Genomic DNA, 18,395 nt, shown 5'->3' with positions numbered 1-18,395 from the left:
CACTGATTAATTTGCTTTTGCGGCTGAGGCTTCAACAGCTTCAACTGGAGGTAGATATTGCTTTTTCAATACACTTTGCAATTGATCATACGGAATGGTCAAACGTGGTAAACCCACCACATACGGCCCAATTTCATATTCAGCATATTGCAAAATTAAACCTTGCTGACTTAGATAAAAATTATCAGACAGTTTAAATTTCCAAATCTGTTCGTATTCTTGAATATTGTCTGCCAACTTGGCATCTTTCACCCAAGTTTTAAATACTTCATAGCCCCGCTTTTCAAGCTCAGCACGTTGATTTGGCAATAATATGTCGTTGAGCTGCACCAATTTTTGAGTGCTTAAATCGAAGTTATAATATTGCTGTGCAGAAGAACCATGAGCTCCACCTAAATATGAACTGGTATTTAAAACCACTGTTGCCAAGGGTTTTTCAGCATTTAATATTTTAGGTTTAATCATCAAACTGATTTGCTGATTGGCACTTAAAGATTTCAATTCTTTATCTAAATTTAAGAACGCTTGCATGTAAGGCTGCGTGGCTTTTTCCAATTTTAATTTGGGCGTTTCAACCTTTGCCAAAGCAGATTTTGCTTCAGACGCTGCAGGAACTTCACTTGCAGCGGGAGCATCAGTACTCAGCGTTTTATCTTCTAAAGGCGATACAGATAGAATTTCACCTAACTGTTTTAGAATTTCCGCATCAATAAATTCATCAATAAAGGCTTGATTACTGTTTAAGCGTTCAACTGAAATTTCAGGACAGACCCCGCCATCACATTCAGGTAAATTCAGTTGTAATTTTTCCGCATCACCAATCAGTTTTGCACTCAAATCTGGCTGTTCAGTTTTTGCTTGATCTGGCTTTTGTTCAGGTTCAGCTTGTTGTGGCTGACACGCCGTGAATGCAACAGAAACTGCCAATATTGAGCTTGCCCAAATTTTATTTTTTTGCACCATTGCTTCAACCTTTCATTTTGAATAATTGATATTTATTTTGGTAAATATCTTATCAAATTAAATACTTTCGTTGATTAGAACATATGCTGATAAACGTCAGCTTTCAATACTTGTTGTGTTTGCGCTTTGCTGAGATAAATATCCAGTTGTTTACTATCTTTGACAATTTCATCTGTACGATAATGCAAACCAACACCTTCTTGATCAAAGAACCAATCTGCTTGGCCCCAATAGAGTTTTTTCGGTGCCGATTTTTTGACATCCACCTCTTGTTCATCTAACCATTTGCTATAGGCTTGTTGCACAATAGCATCCATATTTTGCTGTTGCTTTGCTTCAATAACATCTAAAGGTTTAAGATTCTTTTTCGCACGGCGGTCTGCCACAAAAAAATAATAACGCTCTTTGACCGTGATATTTTCCTGTTTGGTATCAACACCGATTTGCAGCAACACATATTGATTCCGTTGATATGGAACTCGTGTGTACATGGCCAATTCATAGGCTTTATTGGTTTTAAACTCTGCCTGCCAAGCATCTGATTTTTTCACATACGCATCGACGGCTTGTTGGAGATTCATATTTTGCTTTAATGCAATCTGATCTTGTACGACGCTGGCCTGATTTTTTTCAATCCAACCATTCAACCACGTATCTACGGTCTGAATGGTTTGTATCTCTAAATCAATACAACTTTTATTTTCACAAAACGGTTTGGCGATTTTTGCGGCTTGCTCTTGGATATTTAAATAAGGCAAAACATCTGGATTGATCACAGTCACTTCAGAAGCGCCATCATCGGCCAGCTTTGTCGCTTTGTTTTCTTTTCCTGAATCACATGCACTGAGCAGCAAAACACTCCCCAAAAGTGCAAAAACTGTAGCATCCTTGAATTTTTTCATGATGTCCTAAACGACCAAATGATTGCGTAATGTATGGATTTAAAAACTCTACCACAAAATAAAACAGCTTCACGAAGAAGCTGTTTTATTTCTGTAAAAGAACAACTTAGTGTTCACGTGTATTACTGAACACAATATCCGGATAACGTTCTTGCATTAACTGTAAATTCACACGACTTGGTGCAAGATAAGTTAAATGACCACCGCCATCGACAGACAATTGGTCGTGTGCTTTTTTCTTAAATTCGTTGAATTTTTTCTCGTCATCACACGATACCCAACGTACGGTATTGATACTTACAGGCTCGTAAATACAATCAACTTTGTATTCTTCTTTCAGACGATAAGCCACAACTTCAAACTGAAGCACACCCACAGCACCCACGATTAAGTCATTACTGTTTTGCGGCATAAAGACCTGAGTCGCCCCTTCTTCTGAAAGTTCTTTTAAGCCTTTTTGTAGCTGTTTTGACTTCAAAGGATCTTTTAAACGCACGCGACGGAACATTTCAGGGGCGAAGTGAGGAATACCGGTAAAATGTAAATCTTCACCCGAAGTGAAAGTATCGCCGATCTGAATCGTACCATGGTTATGCAAACCGATAATGTCGCCCGGCCATGCTTCTTCAAGGTGCTGACGGTCACCAGCAAGGAACGTTAAAGCATCACTAATACGCACATCTTTACCTAGACGCACATGTTTCATTTTCAAGCCTTTTTCATACTTACCTGAACAGATACGCATGAATGCAATACGGTCACGGTGTTTTGGATCCATATTGGCTTGAATTTTAAAGACGAAACCTGTGAAGCCTTCTTCAGTCGCTTCAACTTTACGGTCTTGCGTCGGATGTGCTTTAGGTTCAGGTGCATATTGACTAAATGCATCCAACACATGGTCCACACCAAAGTTACCGAGTGCCGTTCCAAACAAGACTGGCGTTTGGCGACCTGCCAAAAATTCATCACGATCTAAGGGCTCGTTGGCCATTTGAACCAATTCCAACGACTCTTCAAATGCAGCCCAAGCGAGTTCGCCGACTTTTTCACGCAAATCTGCATAGTCATAGCCATCACGGACTTCAATATCCGTAATAGTTGAACCGAAACCTGCCTTATAAACGTAGAATTTTTCTTCGAGTAGGTTAAATACACCAGCAAAGTCACGACCTGTGCCCAGTGGCCAAGTAATCGGAACACATTTAATTTTTAAAACGTTTTCGATTTCATCAAGCAGTTCTAATGGCTCACGAATTTCACGGTCCATTTTGTTGACGAATGAAATAATCGGCGTGTCGCGCATACGACACACTTCCATCAATTTGATCGTACGGTCTTCGACACCTTTTGCACCATCAATCACCATAAGCGCAGAGTCAACAGCGGTTAATGTACGGTAGGTATCTTCAGAAAAGTCTTCATGCCCTGGGGTGTCGAGCAAGTTAATCATCTTGTCTTTAAACGGGAACTGCATAACAGAAGTGGTGATCGAAATACCACGTTCTTTTTCCATTTCCATCCAGTCAGACGTTGCCGCACGATCAGATTTACGGCTTTTTACCATACCTGCAACCTGAATCGCCTGTCCCCATAACAACAGTTTTTCTGTCATTGTGGTTTTACCGGCATCGGGGTGGGAAATAATAGCGAAAGTACGTCGCTGAGCGACCTGTGTCGCTAATTCTTCTTTAAAACTCATGAAAGACACCTACTGCAAAACTCGCAGTGCAAAAGATCAGATCTGATCAATATGGAAAATTGGCGATATTGTATCAGATTGACCATTAAAAATAATCAACCACATCGGGTTGAGTCAAAATCTTAGCGTGGTGTGTCTTGATGTTTTACATTGGATGATGACCTGTTTTTATCGACGATATAAAGCATTTCTCTGTCTTTTTTTCTCACTCATTGGCAATGCGATCAGACTACAAATGACTTTATTCAACTTTCATTTTCATGCTTTCTTCAAGCTGTGCCACTGGCATCGGCATTCCTAACAAATATCCCTGCAACTGTTGGCAACCTAAACGTTTTAAAATTTCTGCTTGTTGTTCTGTCTCTACACCTTCTGCAGTGACCGTTAAACCCAGTCGAATTGCCAAGTGAATAATACTTTCTAAAATAATTTCTTCTTTAGAACCGACGCTCAAATTGCGGATAAACTCACGGTCAATTTTCAGCTCATCTACAGGCAGTTCTTTTAAATACAAGAAACTTGAATGTCCCGTACCAAAGTCATCAATCGCAACTTTAATTCCGATCTTTCTCAAATGTTCAAAAGTTACAATACTGGCATCGATATGATGCATCGCAGTTGACTCGGTAATTTCAATAATTAAATGTGACGGGTTAATTTCATACCGTGCAAAAAGTGACTCTAAAGTACTAAATAAGTGTTTATGTTCAAACTGAATCGCTGATAAATTGACCGCAATAGGATACAACGGCATATTCAGCTTTTCCCAGTGCTGAATTTGCTTACAGGCTTCTTCAAGCGCCCAATAGCCCATGGCAATAATCAGTCCAGTTTTTTCCGCGCCATTAATGAACTTATTTGGCGTCAGCATACCTAGAGTTGGATGATTCCAACGAATTAAGGCCTCAACCCCACAAATTTCACGATCAACGGCATTAAATTTTGGCTGATAAAATAAAATAAATTGCTGTTCTTCTACCGCTTTATATAAATCATTGATCAGTTTCGTCTGACTTTTTTCTTCAAATTGGTCGGCAGTATAATTAAAAAATGAATAGGTATTACGCCCCTGATACTTCGAACTCAGCATTGCGGTGTCTGCATTGATCAGTAGGTCTTGTAAGTTCGCACCATGTTCAGGGTACATCGCGATACCAATGCTGCCTGAAATATTGATTTCCTTACCTGCAATTAGGAAGCTTTCTTGCATCAATTCCAATATTTTTTCAGACATTGCTGTGGCAGAGTCATTGCTTGCCGATTCAAGCACAATCAGAAACTCATCGCCACCAATTCGCAGCAATTTGGCTTGATCATCAATTAAGCGGTGAATACGCGTAGCAATTTGAATCAGTAGTTGATCACCCACATGGTGTCCAAACACATCATTGACCGCTTTAAAACGGTCGATATCAATATAAATAAAAGCAATTTTATCTTGTCTTAAGCGATGCTCTGTAAATAGAAAATGTGCATATTCAGCCAAAAATAGTCGATTAGGTAAACGGGTTAAATTGTCCTGTACAGCTTGATTGGCTAGTTCTCGATTTGCGCGCATCAACTGCAAACTGCGATGTTCTAAACGTTGCTCAAGTACTGCAACGCTAAAGGCCGCCATCAACAATAAACTGGTGACAAATAAGACAATAAATAGCAATAAATTATGGTTAATTTGAGCCGCAACCAATACATCCATCGAGTTTAGCGGTACAAAATCAACAGCCGCCATACCAATATAATGCATAGCGACAATGCTAAAAGTCAGCATGACCGCAACAAAGGCATTCATGATGTTACGTTTAGACGAATACTTATTTTTAAATGTCAGCCAAAATGCTAAACCTGAACCACAGATCGCGACCAAAATTGAACAGATAACAATTAAGGGCTCATAACGTTGTTCGTAGTCCTGAACGGCCAAACTCAGCATACCAGTATAATGCATGCCGGAAATGCCTAGCCCCATTAAAACTGAGCCTAAAATTAAACGAGGAAATGGTAGCGTCAGTCGTGTGGTTAACCACACGGCAAAAGTGGACGCGACAAAGGCAATAAAATAGGATGTCAGAGTAAGACTGGTATCAAAACTATGATTTGAAGGCAAATGGCTGGCCATCATGCCTACAAAATGCATGCACCAAATCGCAGCACCTAAAATTGCACCGCTGAATAATAAAATGACATTTTCATATCTTGGTCGTGTTCCACGGAACAACATTTGTTCGAGTGAAACAGCTAAGTAACAACTTAATAATGCAACTACGATTGAACCAACGACCAGATTGTAATCATAATGAATATGGGTCATATCAAGCGTTCCGCTTAGGTTATCGTGGCACTTTCTTTAACCGAATTACCCAATCTATCTCTTCCCTTTAACTTGTTACATTTTCAATTACTTACTTATTTTCTCTTAGAATCTATTAGTCTACGGTAATGGTCAAGTCTTTCTTTCAAGATTTTAAGCAACTGATTAATTTAAAAAAATAAAGCTTGATGAAGTTCACTAAAACTTAAACTTTTGATAAAAATTGCATCAGGTGTTTATTATTTTAGAACAGTTTCTAATCATAATAAAATGAATAAGTTAGAATCATTTATAGATTGCTTTCTAGATTTAAATCGAACACCGCCCTACTCACAAAAAAATAGCGAGCCGTAGCTCGCTATTTCTCAATGGATAAATTCATCTTTTCTGTCAAAAACTCAAGCAATCATCTCAATGTTATTTATGGATGAATTACTTACTTTTTGGCTGTTGTTGTATGCGTTTTGCCTTGTAATTTGGCATAGTCCATTAGCACGTTTGCCGCTTCCGTCACAAAGACTTCTTCTTCAGGCAGTGCTGGGCGTTGGTTTGCCTTCATTTTTGCACGTGCCTCCACCAATGCATCCATAGACGCTTGGTAGCTTTCCCAGTTGGCATAAGGTTTTTGACCCACCACTTTACGACGCTGATTTTCAGCATCCAAAGACTTTTGCTCTAGTGCCAACAGCTCGGCTTTACGCTTCGCTAAGTCAAGCACCACACGCTTTTGCTCTTCTGTCTTTTTCGCAATCGCAGTACGTTGCTCTAAATATTTAAATTGCGGATCAATGCTGACACGTTGCTGAGATGACTTAATCAAATCGGGAACATAGGCTTGGATCGAGCCTTCACGTTTAAACGGTGCTGTAGGAATGGTATCCCACTGTAAAGCATTTTTCGCTTTACGTTCACCAAACTCTTCATTGTAAATATCAACCAACTTAATATCAGGCACGACTCCTTTATTCTGGGTACTGCCGCCAGTCACGCGGTAAAATTTACGTTGCGTTAAGGTTGCTTGACCATAGGCTAAAGAGTCAAGTTGTACCTGCGCTGTTCCTTTACCCGTTGTGGTGCTACCAATCACCACACCACGTTCATAGTCTTGAATCGCAGCAGAATAAATTTCACTTGCAGACGCCGAAGCCAAGTTAATCAATACTGCCAATGGACCTGCATAAGTTTGCGCGCCCCCATCATCATCTTCAAACACGCTGACATTGCTATTGCCATCACGGATTTGCACCACTGGACCTGATTTAATCACTTGACCAAGCATACGTGCCACTTCTTCAAGTGAGCCACCAGGGTTGTTACGCAAGTCAATGATGATACCTTCAACATTTTGAGCATCTAAAGTTTTTAAGGCTTTATTGGTATCTTCTGACACAGAACGGTAGTCTGTACCTGCACGACGTGCACGATAGTTCAAGTAAAACGATGGAATTTCAATTACACCGAACTTATGCTTTTTGCCATCACGCTCAATTTCAACGGTACGTGAACGCACGCCTGCATCTTCTTCTTGAATCACATCACGTACAATTGTGACATTTCGCGCTTGATTCATGGACGCACCAGCACCCAATAAACGTAGAGTCACTTTGGTGCCACGTTTACCACGAATCAGTCCGACAATTTCATTGCTCGGCCAACCGATCACATCCACCATTTTGTCGCCATCTTGGGCAACACCAACAATGCGATCACCTGACTTGACTTGTCCTGATTTGCTGGCTGGACCACCTTCTACAATCGTTTCAATTTTAGTGTAGTCTTCGTTGCCACGTTCAGGACGAATCGACACCCCAATCCCTTCCAATTGCAGCGTGGTTTGACGGTTCAATTCCATCGCATCTACAGGTGGGAAATAGTTACTGTGCGGATCATACGTCAGCATCATGGCATTCAGAGTTTTGTCGAGCACATCATCGCTTTTTAAACGACTAATCCGCTCTAACTGACGCGTATAACGCTTGGTTAAAGTCTGTACAGGTGTTAAGTCTTCAGGACCTGTTAAGTCTTGACCATTTGCCAGTGTTGGGTCATCTTTCAACGCTTTTTGTTTGGCTTTCTCTTCTTCTTTGCTGATGGTTAAGTTGATCAGCTGAGAGACCAACATTTTATTCCAATGCGCACGCTGTTCTTCTGTCGATTTAAAGAATGGCGCTTTTTCACGATCAGTTTCGATGTAGTTATTCGGTTGATTTAAGTTCTGTGGCTTTTTCAGCTCTTCCAACATATAGGTGTAGAACTGTTTTAAGCGCTCACGATATTGCGCATGAATCGCATACGGCCCTGTTAAATTGCCCGCTTTGAGATTTGCACCAAAAGTTGAGCCATAACGTTTTTTATAATTTTCAATATCTGATGCCAAGAACAACGTATGTTCAGCATCTAAACTATCAATATAAAAATCTAAAATACGATTAGAGGTATTGGCATCTAAACGCTGATTTAAATAGTGTTGACGGTCTACCAATGTTGCAAGCTGACGTGAGACCAAGGCTTGCTCTTGTGTGGGCTGAATGGTACCCGCGCTCACTGCTTCTGTATTATTGGCAGCAATTGCGTCATTCACCACATGAGTGAAAAAGAATCCACCTGTCGCAATCGCAACGGCACAAGCTAATGTTTGAAGTTTCATAAATAATTTGTACTTCCTTGGTATTAAGACCAATATTACCGTGTTGGTTTTCGACCTGAATTGAATAGATTCAAAATCTTAAACAACTTAATATGTTTATGTCGTGTAGTTTTATCATATTCTCTGCTGACAAAGTGTAGCAAATCATTGCAGAATTCAGGTATTGTTTTTCCTTAAAAATTCCAACACGGACACCGAATATGATTGGCGCATTAATGCTCGACATTGCTGGCACAGAACTTACCCAAGAAGATATTGAACTATTACAGGCACCACAAGTTGGCGGCATGATTTTATTTGGTCGCAACATTGAATCTCCTGAACAAGTTCGTGCCCTGACCGACCATATGCGTCAAATCCGTCCTGATATTTTAATTGCCGTCGATCAGGAAGGTGGTCGTGTACAACGCTTAAAACAAGGCTTCACACTCCTACCAGCTATGGGTAAGTTTGGAGAACTTTACTTAACTGAACCTGAAAAAGCTGTTGAACTGGCTGAACAATGTGGCTGGTTGATGGCAGCTGAAGTCCTTGCGGTCGGCATCGATTTTAGTTTTGCACCAGTGCTGGACCTAAATGATGTCAGTGATGTGATTGGTGACCGTGGTTTTGCCAAAAATATGCAAGACATCATTCCACTGGCAAGTGCTTTCTTAAAAGGTATGAAACGTGCGGGGATGGCATCTACAGGTAAGCATTTCCCAGGCCATGGCTCGGTGAAAGCAGATTCACATATCGCTGCTGCCGTTGATCATCGTAGTTATGAAGAAATCTATCAAAAAGACATGCAAAGCTTTATTCAACTGCAACCACAGCTTGATGCATTAATGCCTGCGCATGTGATTTATGAAAATATTGATCCTAATCCTGCTGGATTTTCACCGTATTGGATTCAGAAAGTCTTACGTCAAGAGCTCCAATTTGATGGCGTTTTATTCTCCGATGATTTAAGCATGCAAGCCGCTTGTGTCGCTGGCGGCGCAGATGCTCGTATCCAAGCAGCATTAAATGCAGGTTGTGATATGGGCCTTGTATGTAATAACCGTGAATCTGCATGCATTGCACTTGATGGCATTCAAAACTTGGCTCTTCCAAATCAAGAACGCCTAGAACGTATGCGCGGTAAAATCCCACAAATTGAGATTGGGCAAAGCATTGAACTCGGGGCGGACTGGCAGAACGTGCGTAACCGCATTGTGGATTTTAAAAATCAATATTGCTAATCCACGACGTTTAAAATCATAAAAAGGAGCACGACAAGGTGCTCCTTTTTGATTTATGATGAAGTCAAAATAAGTGCTTCGGCGCTATACAAAAATTGCCAATAAAAACAACATTAGGTCAGGACGACATGACACAAAGTTTATCGGAACATCGACACATTTCCTTTACTGCACATTACACCGGCTATATTTGGTACAGCATGGGGATTTCGCATCCCGTTTTTGCCACACGTAAAGGTAAATTTTTAGCACGTTTAGTCCATCCTTTAGAAAGTTGGGCAGAAAAGAATGTGGGCGGTAGCATGCGTTCGACGCTTAAACAGCGCCATGCCATGATCGATCAACATTTAGATCAACTCATTGCCCAACACCCTCAGCTACAAGTACTCGAAATTGCCTGTGGCCTCTCCCCGCGCGGTTGGAATTTTCGCACCAAGCATCCTGAAATTGACTATCGTGAACTCGACTTGCCAGATATGGCAAAAATCAAAACACAGGCACTCAAACAGATTGACCCGCATGCCCCTGAGGTCTTAACTGGGGACATTTTCACTCAAGATTTTGAACGTATTTTTCAGAGTTTTGACCCTGAACGTCCTTTGGTGGTGATTAGCGAAGGTCTGATTAATTATTTTGATCAAACCCTACTGAATAAGTTATTGCAAGGGATCACCGAATATGGCGCCTCGTTTCAGGAATTACATTATCTGACCGACATCTATCCAGAACCCGTTAAAAACCGTTTAGCACGTTTTATTTGGGCCAGTAGTAAATTACTCAAAGTCATGTCTCGCAGCGCTTTTACTTTTCATTTTCAATCCCCTGCTGAATTACAGCAGTTCTTCAGTCATACAGGATTTGAAGAAGTAGACGTCGTTCAGCCGGCCTTATACTTTCCACAACAGCAGCAAGAACAAGTGATTCCTTTTCACGATGCAGAGCAGCACTGTGGAGATTTGGTTTGGATGGTTCATGCCAAAACAAAAAAACAGCGCTAAAGCGCTGTTTTTTTATATGTTCATGTTTTAACTTACAGCTTCTAATATCAACACATCTTCTTTTTGGCGTTGTACAAAACGCAATAAACGCTCTGCCAACTCAAAACTACCATGCTTAAACAAAGCGCGAACCTGCGTATCTACAACGTCAAAGATGAGACATTCAATTTTAAACTCACCTTCTTCATCTTCTAGATGTAAAGCCAAATCCCGAGGATATGCGTGCATGGAGTCCAACATTTCAGCCTGCACATTCAGCAACACGCCGAAATAATTTAAATCCGTAATTTGAGTTTCAACCACGAGGTCTGAATGGCGATGAGATAAATGCGTGAATGGCTGTTGTACACTCACCCGCGCTTCGCCACGGCGTTCAATATTTTGCATTTGCTCTCGGCTCATTGGAATGATTCCTTCCAACTGCTGAATAGACTCACCGCGTAGATAAGTTGCAAACAAATTCATGGTTTCCTTACGGCGTTGCAACTGCGGTAAATGATCCGCATTGGCAATCATGGCAAATTGCATATTCGGACATTGCAAGGCAAAGCCCGCATTTTCATGTGGCAAAGTAAAACTGTCGTACTGCCCGCAAGACACCAATACATCACACTGTGGAATCGGCACGTCTTGCAAACGCAGCAAACGGTTACAGTTAATATCATAACGCTCTTGTTCGGTATTGGTGAATTCAGCCATTTGTCTAAAGAACAAACGCTTTGCTGTCGGTGACATCCGCGTCACATCCAGTTTGGCATGATTAACCAAATACAAAATCACCGCTTGACCAAATTCATCCATGCGCTGTTCTTTCATCAAGTGCAAGGATTCTTCAAGCAACATGCGCCAGCTCTTGCGCGTTTTTTGCATCACGCCCATCAATATCATGCGATCAATCAATTCAGGACGTTGATCTGCCAGACCTGCTGCCACCACTGAACCTAGTGACATCCCCATCACGGATACTTTTTCTAGCCCGACGATATCCAGCCAAACGCCCAACATCTGCGCCAGATCACACAACTCTAAAGTCCCTGCCGACACCGAAGTATCGACATTGGTAATTTGCTGGTTTGAGCCCATGGATGGTAAATCAATTAAAATAATAGGGCCTGCCGCAAATAATTGTTCGACACAATATTTGTAGGAATTAAAGTTTTGAAATGCCCCACCAATAATAACGATCGGGGTGCGATGAATGGTTTCAGGTTGTGCAATGGCCATATATTCGACCTTCCAGCCATCAATCCATGTCGTTCTGGCAGGCTGTTTAAAGCTTTGCTTGTCATACAGATCGAAAAAACTGTAATGCGTACTTTCCTGTACGGTGGGATCCATTTGGATAATGGAATTCATATTCCTTTCCTCCATTCCTGCCTTATTTTTATTGTCAGGAATTCATTTAGAGACTCTGCTCGACTTAGCGTCCTGCTCTTTAATCGTTATTTGTACGACTTCAATGTCGCTATTGTTTCATTCTATACAGAGGTTCATTTTACAAGCAACTGATATCCCCGCCGCTTATCTACTTTTGCTCTAAAAACAATTTCAAAATGTTAATTCTGGTCAGCAAGTACAGTCGAATATGCACTTAAGTGCTTCATTGTTCAGTCACAGGCTGTTAATATCGAGTTGAAATTTCTAAGTGATCAAACCGCTATGCAAGAGTCTATTGAACAATACATGCAAACGGTAGGACAGCAAGCACGCACAGCATCACGTGTGCTCGCAGGGGCTTCTACCCAGACTAAAAATAATGCCTTATCAGCAATTTATACTGCTTTACAAAACAGTGAAACTGCAATTTTGGCAGCTAACCAAGTGGATATGACCAAAGCGCATAACAACAACTTGGATAGTGCTCTGCTTGATCGCTTAGAACTTACCCCCATACGCTTTAAAGGCATGCTTCAAGGTCTAAAAGATGTAATCGCACTGACTGACCCGATTGGCGAAATCACCGATATGGCCTTTCGTCCGACAGGTATTCAGCTGGGCAAAATGCGCGTACCGTTAGGTGTTGTCGGCATGATTTACGAATCTCGCCCAAATGTAACCCTTGAAGCCGCATCTTTAGCGCTTAAATCAGGTAACGCGATTATTTTACGTGGTGGTTCTGAAGCTTTGGAATCTAACCAAGCAATTGCGGCAGCGATTCAACATGGCTTAACTGCCGCAGGTGTACCTGAGCACGCCGTTCAAGTGATAAATACCCCAGACCGTGCTGCGGTTGGCCAATTAATTACTATGCCTGAATATGTCGATGTGATCGTACCTCGTGGTGGCAAAAGCTTAATTGAACGTATTACCAATGAAGCACGTGTGCCTGTTATCAAACATCTTGATGGTAACTGCCATGTTTTTGTGGAAGCTCAGGCTGATTTGCAAAAAGCATTACCTATTGCGCTTAATGCCAAAACACACCGTTATGGCGTATGTAATGCCATGGAAACCTTACTTGTCGATGAAAATGTCGCTGAAGAGTTTTTACCTCGCATTGCTGAACTTTATGCTGAGAAAAAAGTTGAACTGCGTGGCTGTGCTGAAACGCAGCGCATTTTGGGTGAGTCGATTGTTCCTGCAACTGAGGAAGATTGGTACACCGAATACTTAGGCCCGATTTTGGCAGTGAAAGTCGTTACAGGCCTAGATGAAGCGATTGAACACATCAACAAATATGGCTCACACCATACCGACTCAATCATTACCGAAAACTTTAGTTTGGCTCGTCAGTTTTTGGCGCGTGTAGATTCGAGTTCAGTGATGATCAATGCCTCAACGCGCTTTGCGGATGGGTTTGAATATGGTCTTGGTGCTGAGATCGGTATTTCAACCGATAAAATCCATGCACGTGGTCCAGTCGGTCTTGAAGGTCTGACTTCTCAAAAATGGATTGTGTTTGGTGATGGTCAAATTCGCCAATAACACCCAATAAGACAATGAAAGCTGTGCTTTTCTGATTAAAGGCACAGCTTTTTTTATGGTGATTTAAAAAATTAGACCCAGGGTTCACATATTGAAATATAAGCCTGTAAACACACAGGATCTAGAATCGAAAAACAGATTTTTTGACAATTAAATACTTAAGAAGAATGAGAAAAAGTTAAATTTACCTGCTTTTTTGCAACAATTTTAGGATTACAGCGCAGCGAACGCATGTTATGTTCTATGTATATCCCTTAAATCGTATAAATTTTGAGGACTATTTTATTAATAAATGAAAACTATGAACTGATAAATTTTAATTATTATTGTGCTCAGGGTCGATAGTGCTTAAGTCTAATCTCCTAAAGTCTATCTAGGACGATAAAAAAACCCATGATAAAACATCATCACAGATCTAAATTGTATCAATCAATACAACTGCAATCAGATCAATATTATGGATAAGTATTTCAATTAGAATTCGGGTATTTAAACGTGTCTACATCAGTATTAGTAATTAACTGCGGATCTTCTTCTATCAAATATGCGTTAGTTTCTGAGCGCCGTGAAGATCGTATTTTTGGTCTAGCCGAGAACCTAGGTTCTGCTGATGCACGTATTAAAGGGGTCACTACAGGTGGTGATGCGCTTGAGCTGTCTATTCCACATGCTGACCATGAAAAAGCCCTCGAAACTATTTTAGAGCGTTTGGCTCACCATAATCCTCAAGCGATTGGTCACCGCGTTGTTCACGGCGGTACATTAACCAAAGCTGAGCTCTTAACACCAGAAATTATTGAACGTATTCGTGAAGCTACACCGCTTGCTCCATTGCATAACCCGGCTCACTTGGTAGGGATCGAAGCAACCATGCGCTTGTTCCCTGAACTTCCGCAAGTAGCCGTATTTGATACAGCATTCCACCAAACCATGCCGTCTCATGCATACCGTTATGCTTTACCAAAATTCTTGTACACACAACATAACGTACGTCGTTATGGATTCCATGGTACTAGCCATGCCTACGTATCTGAGCGTGGCTCAATGTTGGCAGGCAGCTTTAAACAAGGTGGCTGGTTAACTGCTCACTTAGGCAATGGTAGCTCGACTTGTGCGATTTGGAATGGTCAATCTGTAGATACGTCAATGGGTCTGACTCCACTTGAAGGTGTGGTCATGGGCACACGTAGTGGTGATGTTGACCCAAGTATTCACAGCTTCCTTGCGAGCAACTTAGGTTGGGATATCTACAAAATCGACAAGATGCTGAACAGCCAATCAGGCCTACTCGGTTTGTCTGATCTTTCAAACGACATGCGTACATTGATCGAAGCGTCAGAACAAGGTAATGAAGATGCCGCGCTTGCCATTGAAGTATTCTGTTACCGTTTAGCAAAATCTTTAGCAGGCCTCAGCTGTGGTCTACCACGTATTGACGGTTTATTCTTTACTGGTGGTATTGGTGAAAATTCTGCCTACATTCGTGAAAAAACAGTTTCATACTTACCGCACTTTGGTTTCAACCTTAGTAAAGAATTAAATGACAACTTAAAACGCGGTACTGAAGGTCGTATTGACCACGGTACTGGCCCACAAATTTGGGTTGTTCCAACCGATGAAGAAGGCCGTATTGCCAAAGAAACTGAGCATGTTGTAGACGAGGTGACAGCGTCTGCTACAAAAAAGTCTGATGCTGAAGCTGCGATTGCATAAGCAATCGCATCAGCCCCTTCGCCTTCAATATTAATTTTTAGCTTTAATTTAGACACCGTATGAAAACAATTTTACTCGTGCCAACTGGGGAAGGTGTAGGTTTAACATCTGCATGCTTAGGTTTAATTTATGCTTTGGAATGCCAAGGGGTCAAAGCAGGTTTTCTGAAACCATTTTCACAGGAAAATGTCGCAGATACTGTAGACCGTACAACGGCTCTTTATCGTCATTTATTTAATAATGAAACGGTAGAACCTATTCATCATGCCACCATCGTGAAGCAACTCAGTCATGATGAAAGTGATGAACTGCTCGAAGAAGCGGTTCGTTTGCACCGTGAAATTGCAAAAAAGCATGATCTGATTATTGTTGAAGGCTTGGTTCCAAACAGCCGAGATAATTTTGCCTCAGAACTCAACGCAACTTTAGCAAAAGCTCTTGATGCTAAAGTAATTATTGTCAGCACAGCAGATATTCAAAATGCCACGAAAACGGCTGAGAAAATTGACAGTTCTCTACGCCAATTCGGTGGTGCAGCATCTGAACGCACTGCGGGCGTTTTGTTTATGCGCACACGTGGTTTGCCAGAAGAATCTGCGCAAATTCCTGTCACACTTGATCCAAATCTGCGTTTAATCAGTGATACCAATAAATTTGTACTCGAATTACAACAAAGTAATCCGCAAATTGGTTCTACACAGCTACCTGTTATTGGCCTCGTTCCATTTAGTAATACGCTCAGCGTACCGCGAATGTCTGACTTGGCGACACATATTCAAGCGGAATGGATCAACCAAGGCGATGCTGCTCATCGCCGCGTACTACATAGCAGCTTAGTTGCATCTAATATTGAACATGAACTTCACAAATTTGTGGCAGGTGAACTGATTATCAGCGCCTCTGACCGTATTGATGTGTTGTTGGCTTCTAGCCTTGCAAGTAGCAATGGTATTCCACTTGCCGGTTTGGTTTTGACTGAACACCATCAACCGAACCCACAAGTTTTGGATTTCTGCCAAACCGCGATTAAGCAAGGCTTACCGATTTTACATACGCCTTTAAGCACTTTTGAAACGGCACAACAACTTTCAAATTTAGGCAATGAAATTCCTGTCGATGACGTAGAACGTGCAGAACAAGTGACCCGCTTTGTTTCAAGCCACATCAATGCTGAGTGGATTACTGAAGTATTGAATGGTTCGTATCAACCCCGTTTGTCCCCTTCTGCATTCCGTCATGAATTGGTACAAAAGTCCATTGCTGCGAAAAAACGGATTGTTTTACCTGAAGGTGATGAACCACGGACCATCCAAGCGGCTGCCATTTGTCAATCTCGTGGCATTGCACACTGTATTTTATTGGCAAAACCTGAAGCCGTAATTGAAGTTGCAAAAGCACGTAACATCGAACTTCCACATGATTTGGAAATCATTGATCCAGATCTGATTCGTGAAAACTATGTGCCGAAAATGGTTGAGCTGCGCAAAGGCAAACTTAATGATCTACAAGCACGCGAACAGCTACAAGATACCGTGGTTTTAGGCACCATGATGCTTGCACTCGATCAGGTGGATGGCTTAGTCTCAGGCGCAGTACATACTACAGCGAATACCGTACGTCCTGCATTCCAATTGATTAAGACTGCACCTGATTATTCATTGGTTTCTTCTGTGTTCTTTATGCTGTTGCCTGATGAAGTCTATGTATATGGTGACTGTGCCATTAATCCAGATCCAAATGCAGAACAGCTTGCCGAGATCGCGATTCAATCTGCAGATTCAGCGAAAGCTTTTGGTATTGACCCACGTATTGCGATGATTTCATATTCAACAGGTACTTCTGGTGCAGGTGCAGATGTCGAGAAAGTGGCTGAAGCAACACGCATTGCCAAAGAACGTCGTCCAGACTTACTTATTGATGGCCCGCTTCAATACGATGCCGCATCGGTGGAAAGTGTGGGACGCTCTAAAGCACCTGACTCTAAAGTGGCTGGTCGTGCCAATGTGTTTATCTTCCCTGACTTAAATACAGGTAATACAACCTATAAAGCCGTTCAACGTTCTGCAAATGTAGTCAGTGTTGGTCCGATGCTGCAAGGTTTAAACAAACCTGTAAATGACTTGTCTCGTGGCGCATTGGTCGATGACATCGTGTTTACCATTGCATTAACGGCAATTCAATCTGAACAGCAAGAAGCTTAATTTTAGTTTCGAGTTCTAAACCACCCTTTCGAAAGATTGGGTGGTTTTTTTATTCATTCCGATTTTCCCGCATTTCAATCTTATTTATATTGCGATAATTTTCATCTTATTAATTCTTGTCATCTTAGAGTCAATATTATTGCTTATGGTATGAGCGCTTTTTTAATTATTCAAAACTTAGCTATATCATGACAAACTTAAAATTTTATACTCCATGTGCCATCTCTACATTAATATGGGTTTGCTTAAGCGCACACTCCATGGCCGCAGATTCATATCTAACACCTGACTCAGCTCCAAATAGTCTTGAAATATTATCTACTCCTCCACAAGCCCATAGTGGAGATTTTATTCGTGATCAAAGTATTTTTAAACAATCTCAATATTTGAAAAATACGGCTCGCTGGCAGCAAGCACAAATTGATGCTGATGTTTCAAATGCACACTTAGGGCGACCTTTTTCACATGCATTTGGCGTAGAAATTAATGAGAAAAATACACCTATTTTATTTGAAATTTTAAGAAAGATTAAACTTGATAGTAGATACTCTACTCAAACTGCAAAAAAGAAATATAGCCGTGAACGTCCATATGGCTATTTTAATGTCAGCACCTGTACGCCTGATGAGGAAAATAAAAAGAACCAATTTGTTTCATATCCATCTGGCCACACCACAATTGGTTGGACTTGTCAACGGCATTCTAAAATTGACCCCTTTTACCTTTCAAATGGCAAAGTAAAATTGACCCCTTTGATCTCGTATTAAGTTTCAACCTGGGGCTGAATCCCAATTCTTTTTTTATCCTTCAAACGAT

12 protein-coding genes are annotated in these 18,395 nt (G+C 41.2%); 6 read left to right on the top strand and 6 right to left on the bottom strand.

The genetic code is table 11. The features are described 5' to 3' along the window. Positions 1 to 6: 6 nt before the first annotated feature. The 5 genes from FTU62_RS09550 to FTU62_RS09530 form a co-directional block, all read right to left on the bottom strand. Positions 7 to 963, bottom strand: a complete 957-nt coding sequence (locus FTU62_RS09550; RefSeq protein WP_180102530.1) for an RsiV family protein — start codon at positions 961 to 963, stop codon at positions 7 to 9. 74 nt (positions 964 to 1,037) lie between these two features. Then, complete coding sequence (locus tag FTU62_RS09545; RefSeq protein WP_180102529.1) at positions 1,038 to 1,865, bottom strand: hypothetical protein; 828 nt, start codon at positions 1,863 to 1,865, stop codon at positions 1,038 to 1,040. A 106-nt stretch (positions 1,866 to 1,971) separates the two neighbouring features. Further along, positions 1,972 to 3,564 carry a peptide chain release factor 3 gene (locus FTU62_RS09540; protein ID WP_180084687.1) on the bottom strand — a complete coding sequence of 531 codons (1,593 nt, stop codon included), beginning with the start codon at positions 3,562 to 3,564 and terminating at the stop codon, positions 1,972 to 1,974. Between the two features lie 241 nt (positions 3,565 to 3,805). Next, positions 3,806 to 5,872 (bottom strand): bifunctional diguanylate cyclase/phosphodiesterase, encoded by a 2,067-nt coding sequence (locus FTU62_RS09535; RefSeq protein ID WP_180102528.1) that lies wholly within the window; start codon positions 5,870 to 5,872, stop codon positions 3,806 to 3,808. 436 nt (positions 5,873 to 6,308) lie between these two features. Beyond that, complete coding sequence (locus tag FTU62_RS09530; protein ID WP_180102527.1) at positions 6,309 to 8,519, bottom strand: carboxy terminal-processing peptidase; 2,211 nt, start codon at positions 8,517 to 8,519, stop codon at positions 6,309 to 6,311. A 200-nt stretch (positions 8,520 to 8,719) separates the two neighbouring features. Between FTU62_RS09530 and nagZ the strand changes: the two genes are divergently transcribed. Together nagZ and FTU62_RS09520 are read left to right on the top strand one after the other, a co-directional pair. Next, positions 8,720 to 9,742, top strand: coding sequence for a beta-N-acetylhexosaminidase (nagZ, locus tag FTU62_RS09525; protein WP_180093326.1), 1,023 nt, complete (start codon positions 8,720 to 8,722; stop codon positions 9,740 to 9,742). 128 nt (positions 9,743 to 9,870) lie between these two features. Next, the gene (locus FTU62_RS09520) at positions 9,871 to 10,740 is read left to right on the top strand and encodes a class I SAM-dependent methyltransferase (RefSeq protein ID WP_180102526.1); all 870 of its coding nucleotides are present in this window, start codon (positions 9,871 to 9,873) and stop codon (positions 10,738 to 10,740) included. 27 nt (positions 10,741 to 10,767) lie between these two features. Here the strand turns inward: FTU62_RS09520 and FTU62_RS09515 are convergent, their stop codons facing one another. After that, positions 10,768 to 12,096, bottom strand: coding sequence for an alpha/beta fold hydrolase (locus tag FTU62_RS09515; RefSeq protein ID WP_180102525.1), 1,329 nt, complete (start codon positions 12,094 to 12,096; stop codon positions 10,768 to 10,770). A gap of 303 nt (positions 12,097 to 12,399) precedes the next feature. On the opposite strand from FTU62_RS09515, the gene FTU62_RS09510 reads away from it, so the two are divergent. From FTU62_RS09510 to FTU62_RS09495, 4 genes are all read left to right on the top strand, one after another. Then, positions 12,400 to 13,665, top strand: coding sequence for a glutamate-5-semialdehyde dehydrogenase (locus tag FTU62_RS09510; RefSeq protein ID WP_180102524.1), 1,266 nt, complete (start codon positions 12,400 to 12,402; stop codon positions 13,663 to 13,665). 495 nt (positions 13,666 to 14,160) lie between these two features. After that, the gene (locus FTU62_RS09505) at positions 14,161 to 15,378 is read left to right on the top strand and encodes an acetate/propionate family kinase (RefSeq protein ID WP_111884043.1); all 1,218 of its coding nucleotides are present in this window, start codon (positions 14,161 to 14,163) and stop codon (positions 15,376 to 15,378) included. Positions 15,379 to 15,437: 59 nt separating this feature from the next. Then, positions 15,438 to 17,579: a phosphate acetyltransferase gene (gene pta, locus FTU62_RS09500; RefSeq protein ID WP_180004548.1), complete on the top strand. Its 2,142-nt coding sequence runs from the start codon at positions 15,438 to 15,440 to the stop codon at positions 17,577 to 17,579. A gap of 188 nt (positions 17,580 to 17,767) precedes the next feature. Then, complete coding sequence (locus FTU62_RS09495; protein WP_180102523.1) at positions 17,768 to 18,346, top strand: hypothetical protein; 579 nt, start codon at positions 17,768 to 17,770, stop codon at positions 18,344 to 18,346. Positions 18,347 to 18,395 lie beyond the last annotated feature (49 nt).

This window comes from Acinetobacter sp. YH12126 (assembly GCF_013418745.1).
Lineage (GTDB): Bacteria > Pseudomonadota > Gammaproteobacteria > Pseudomonadales > Moraxellaceae > Acinetobacter > Acinetobacter amyesii.
This window is presented reverse-complemented; position numbering and strand designations above follow the sequence as displayed.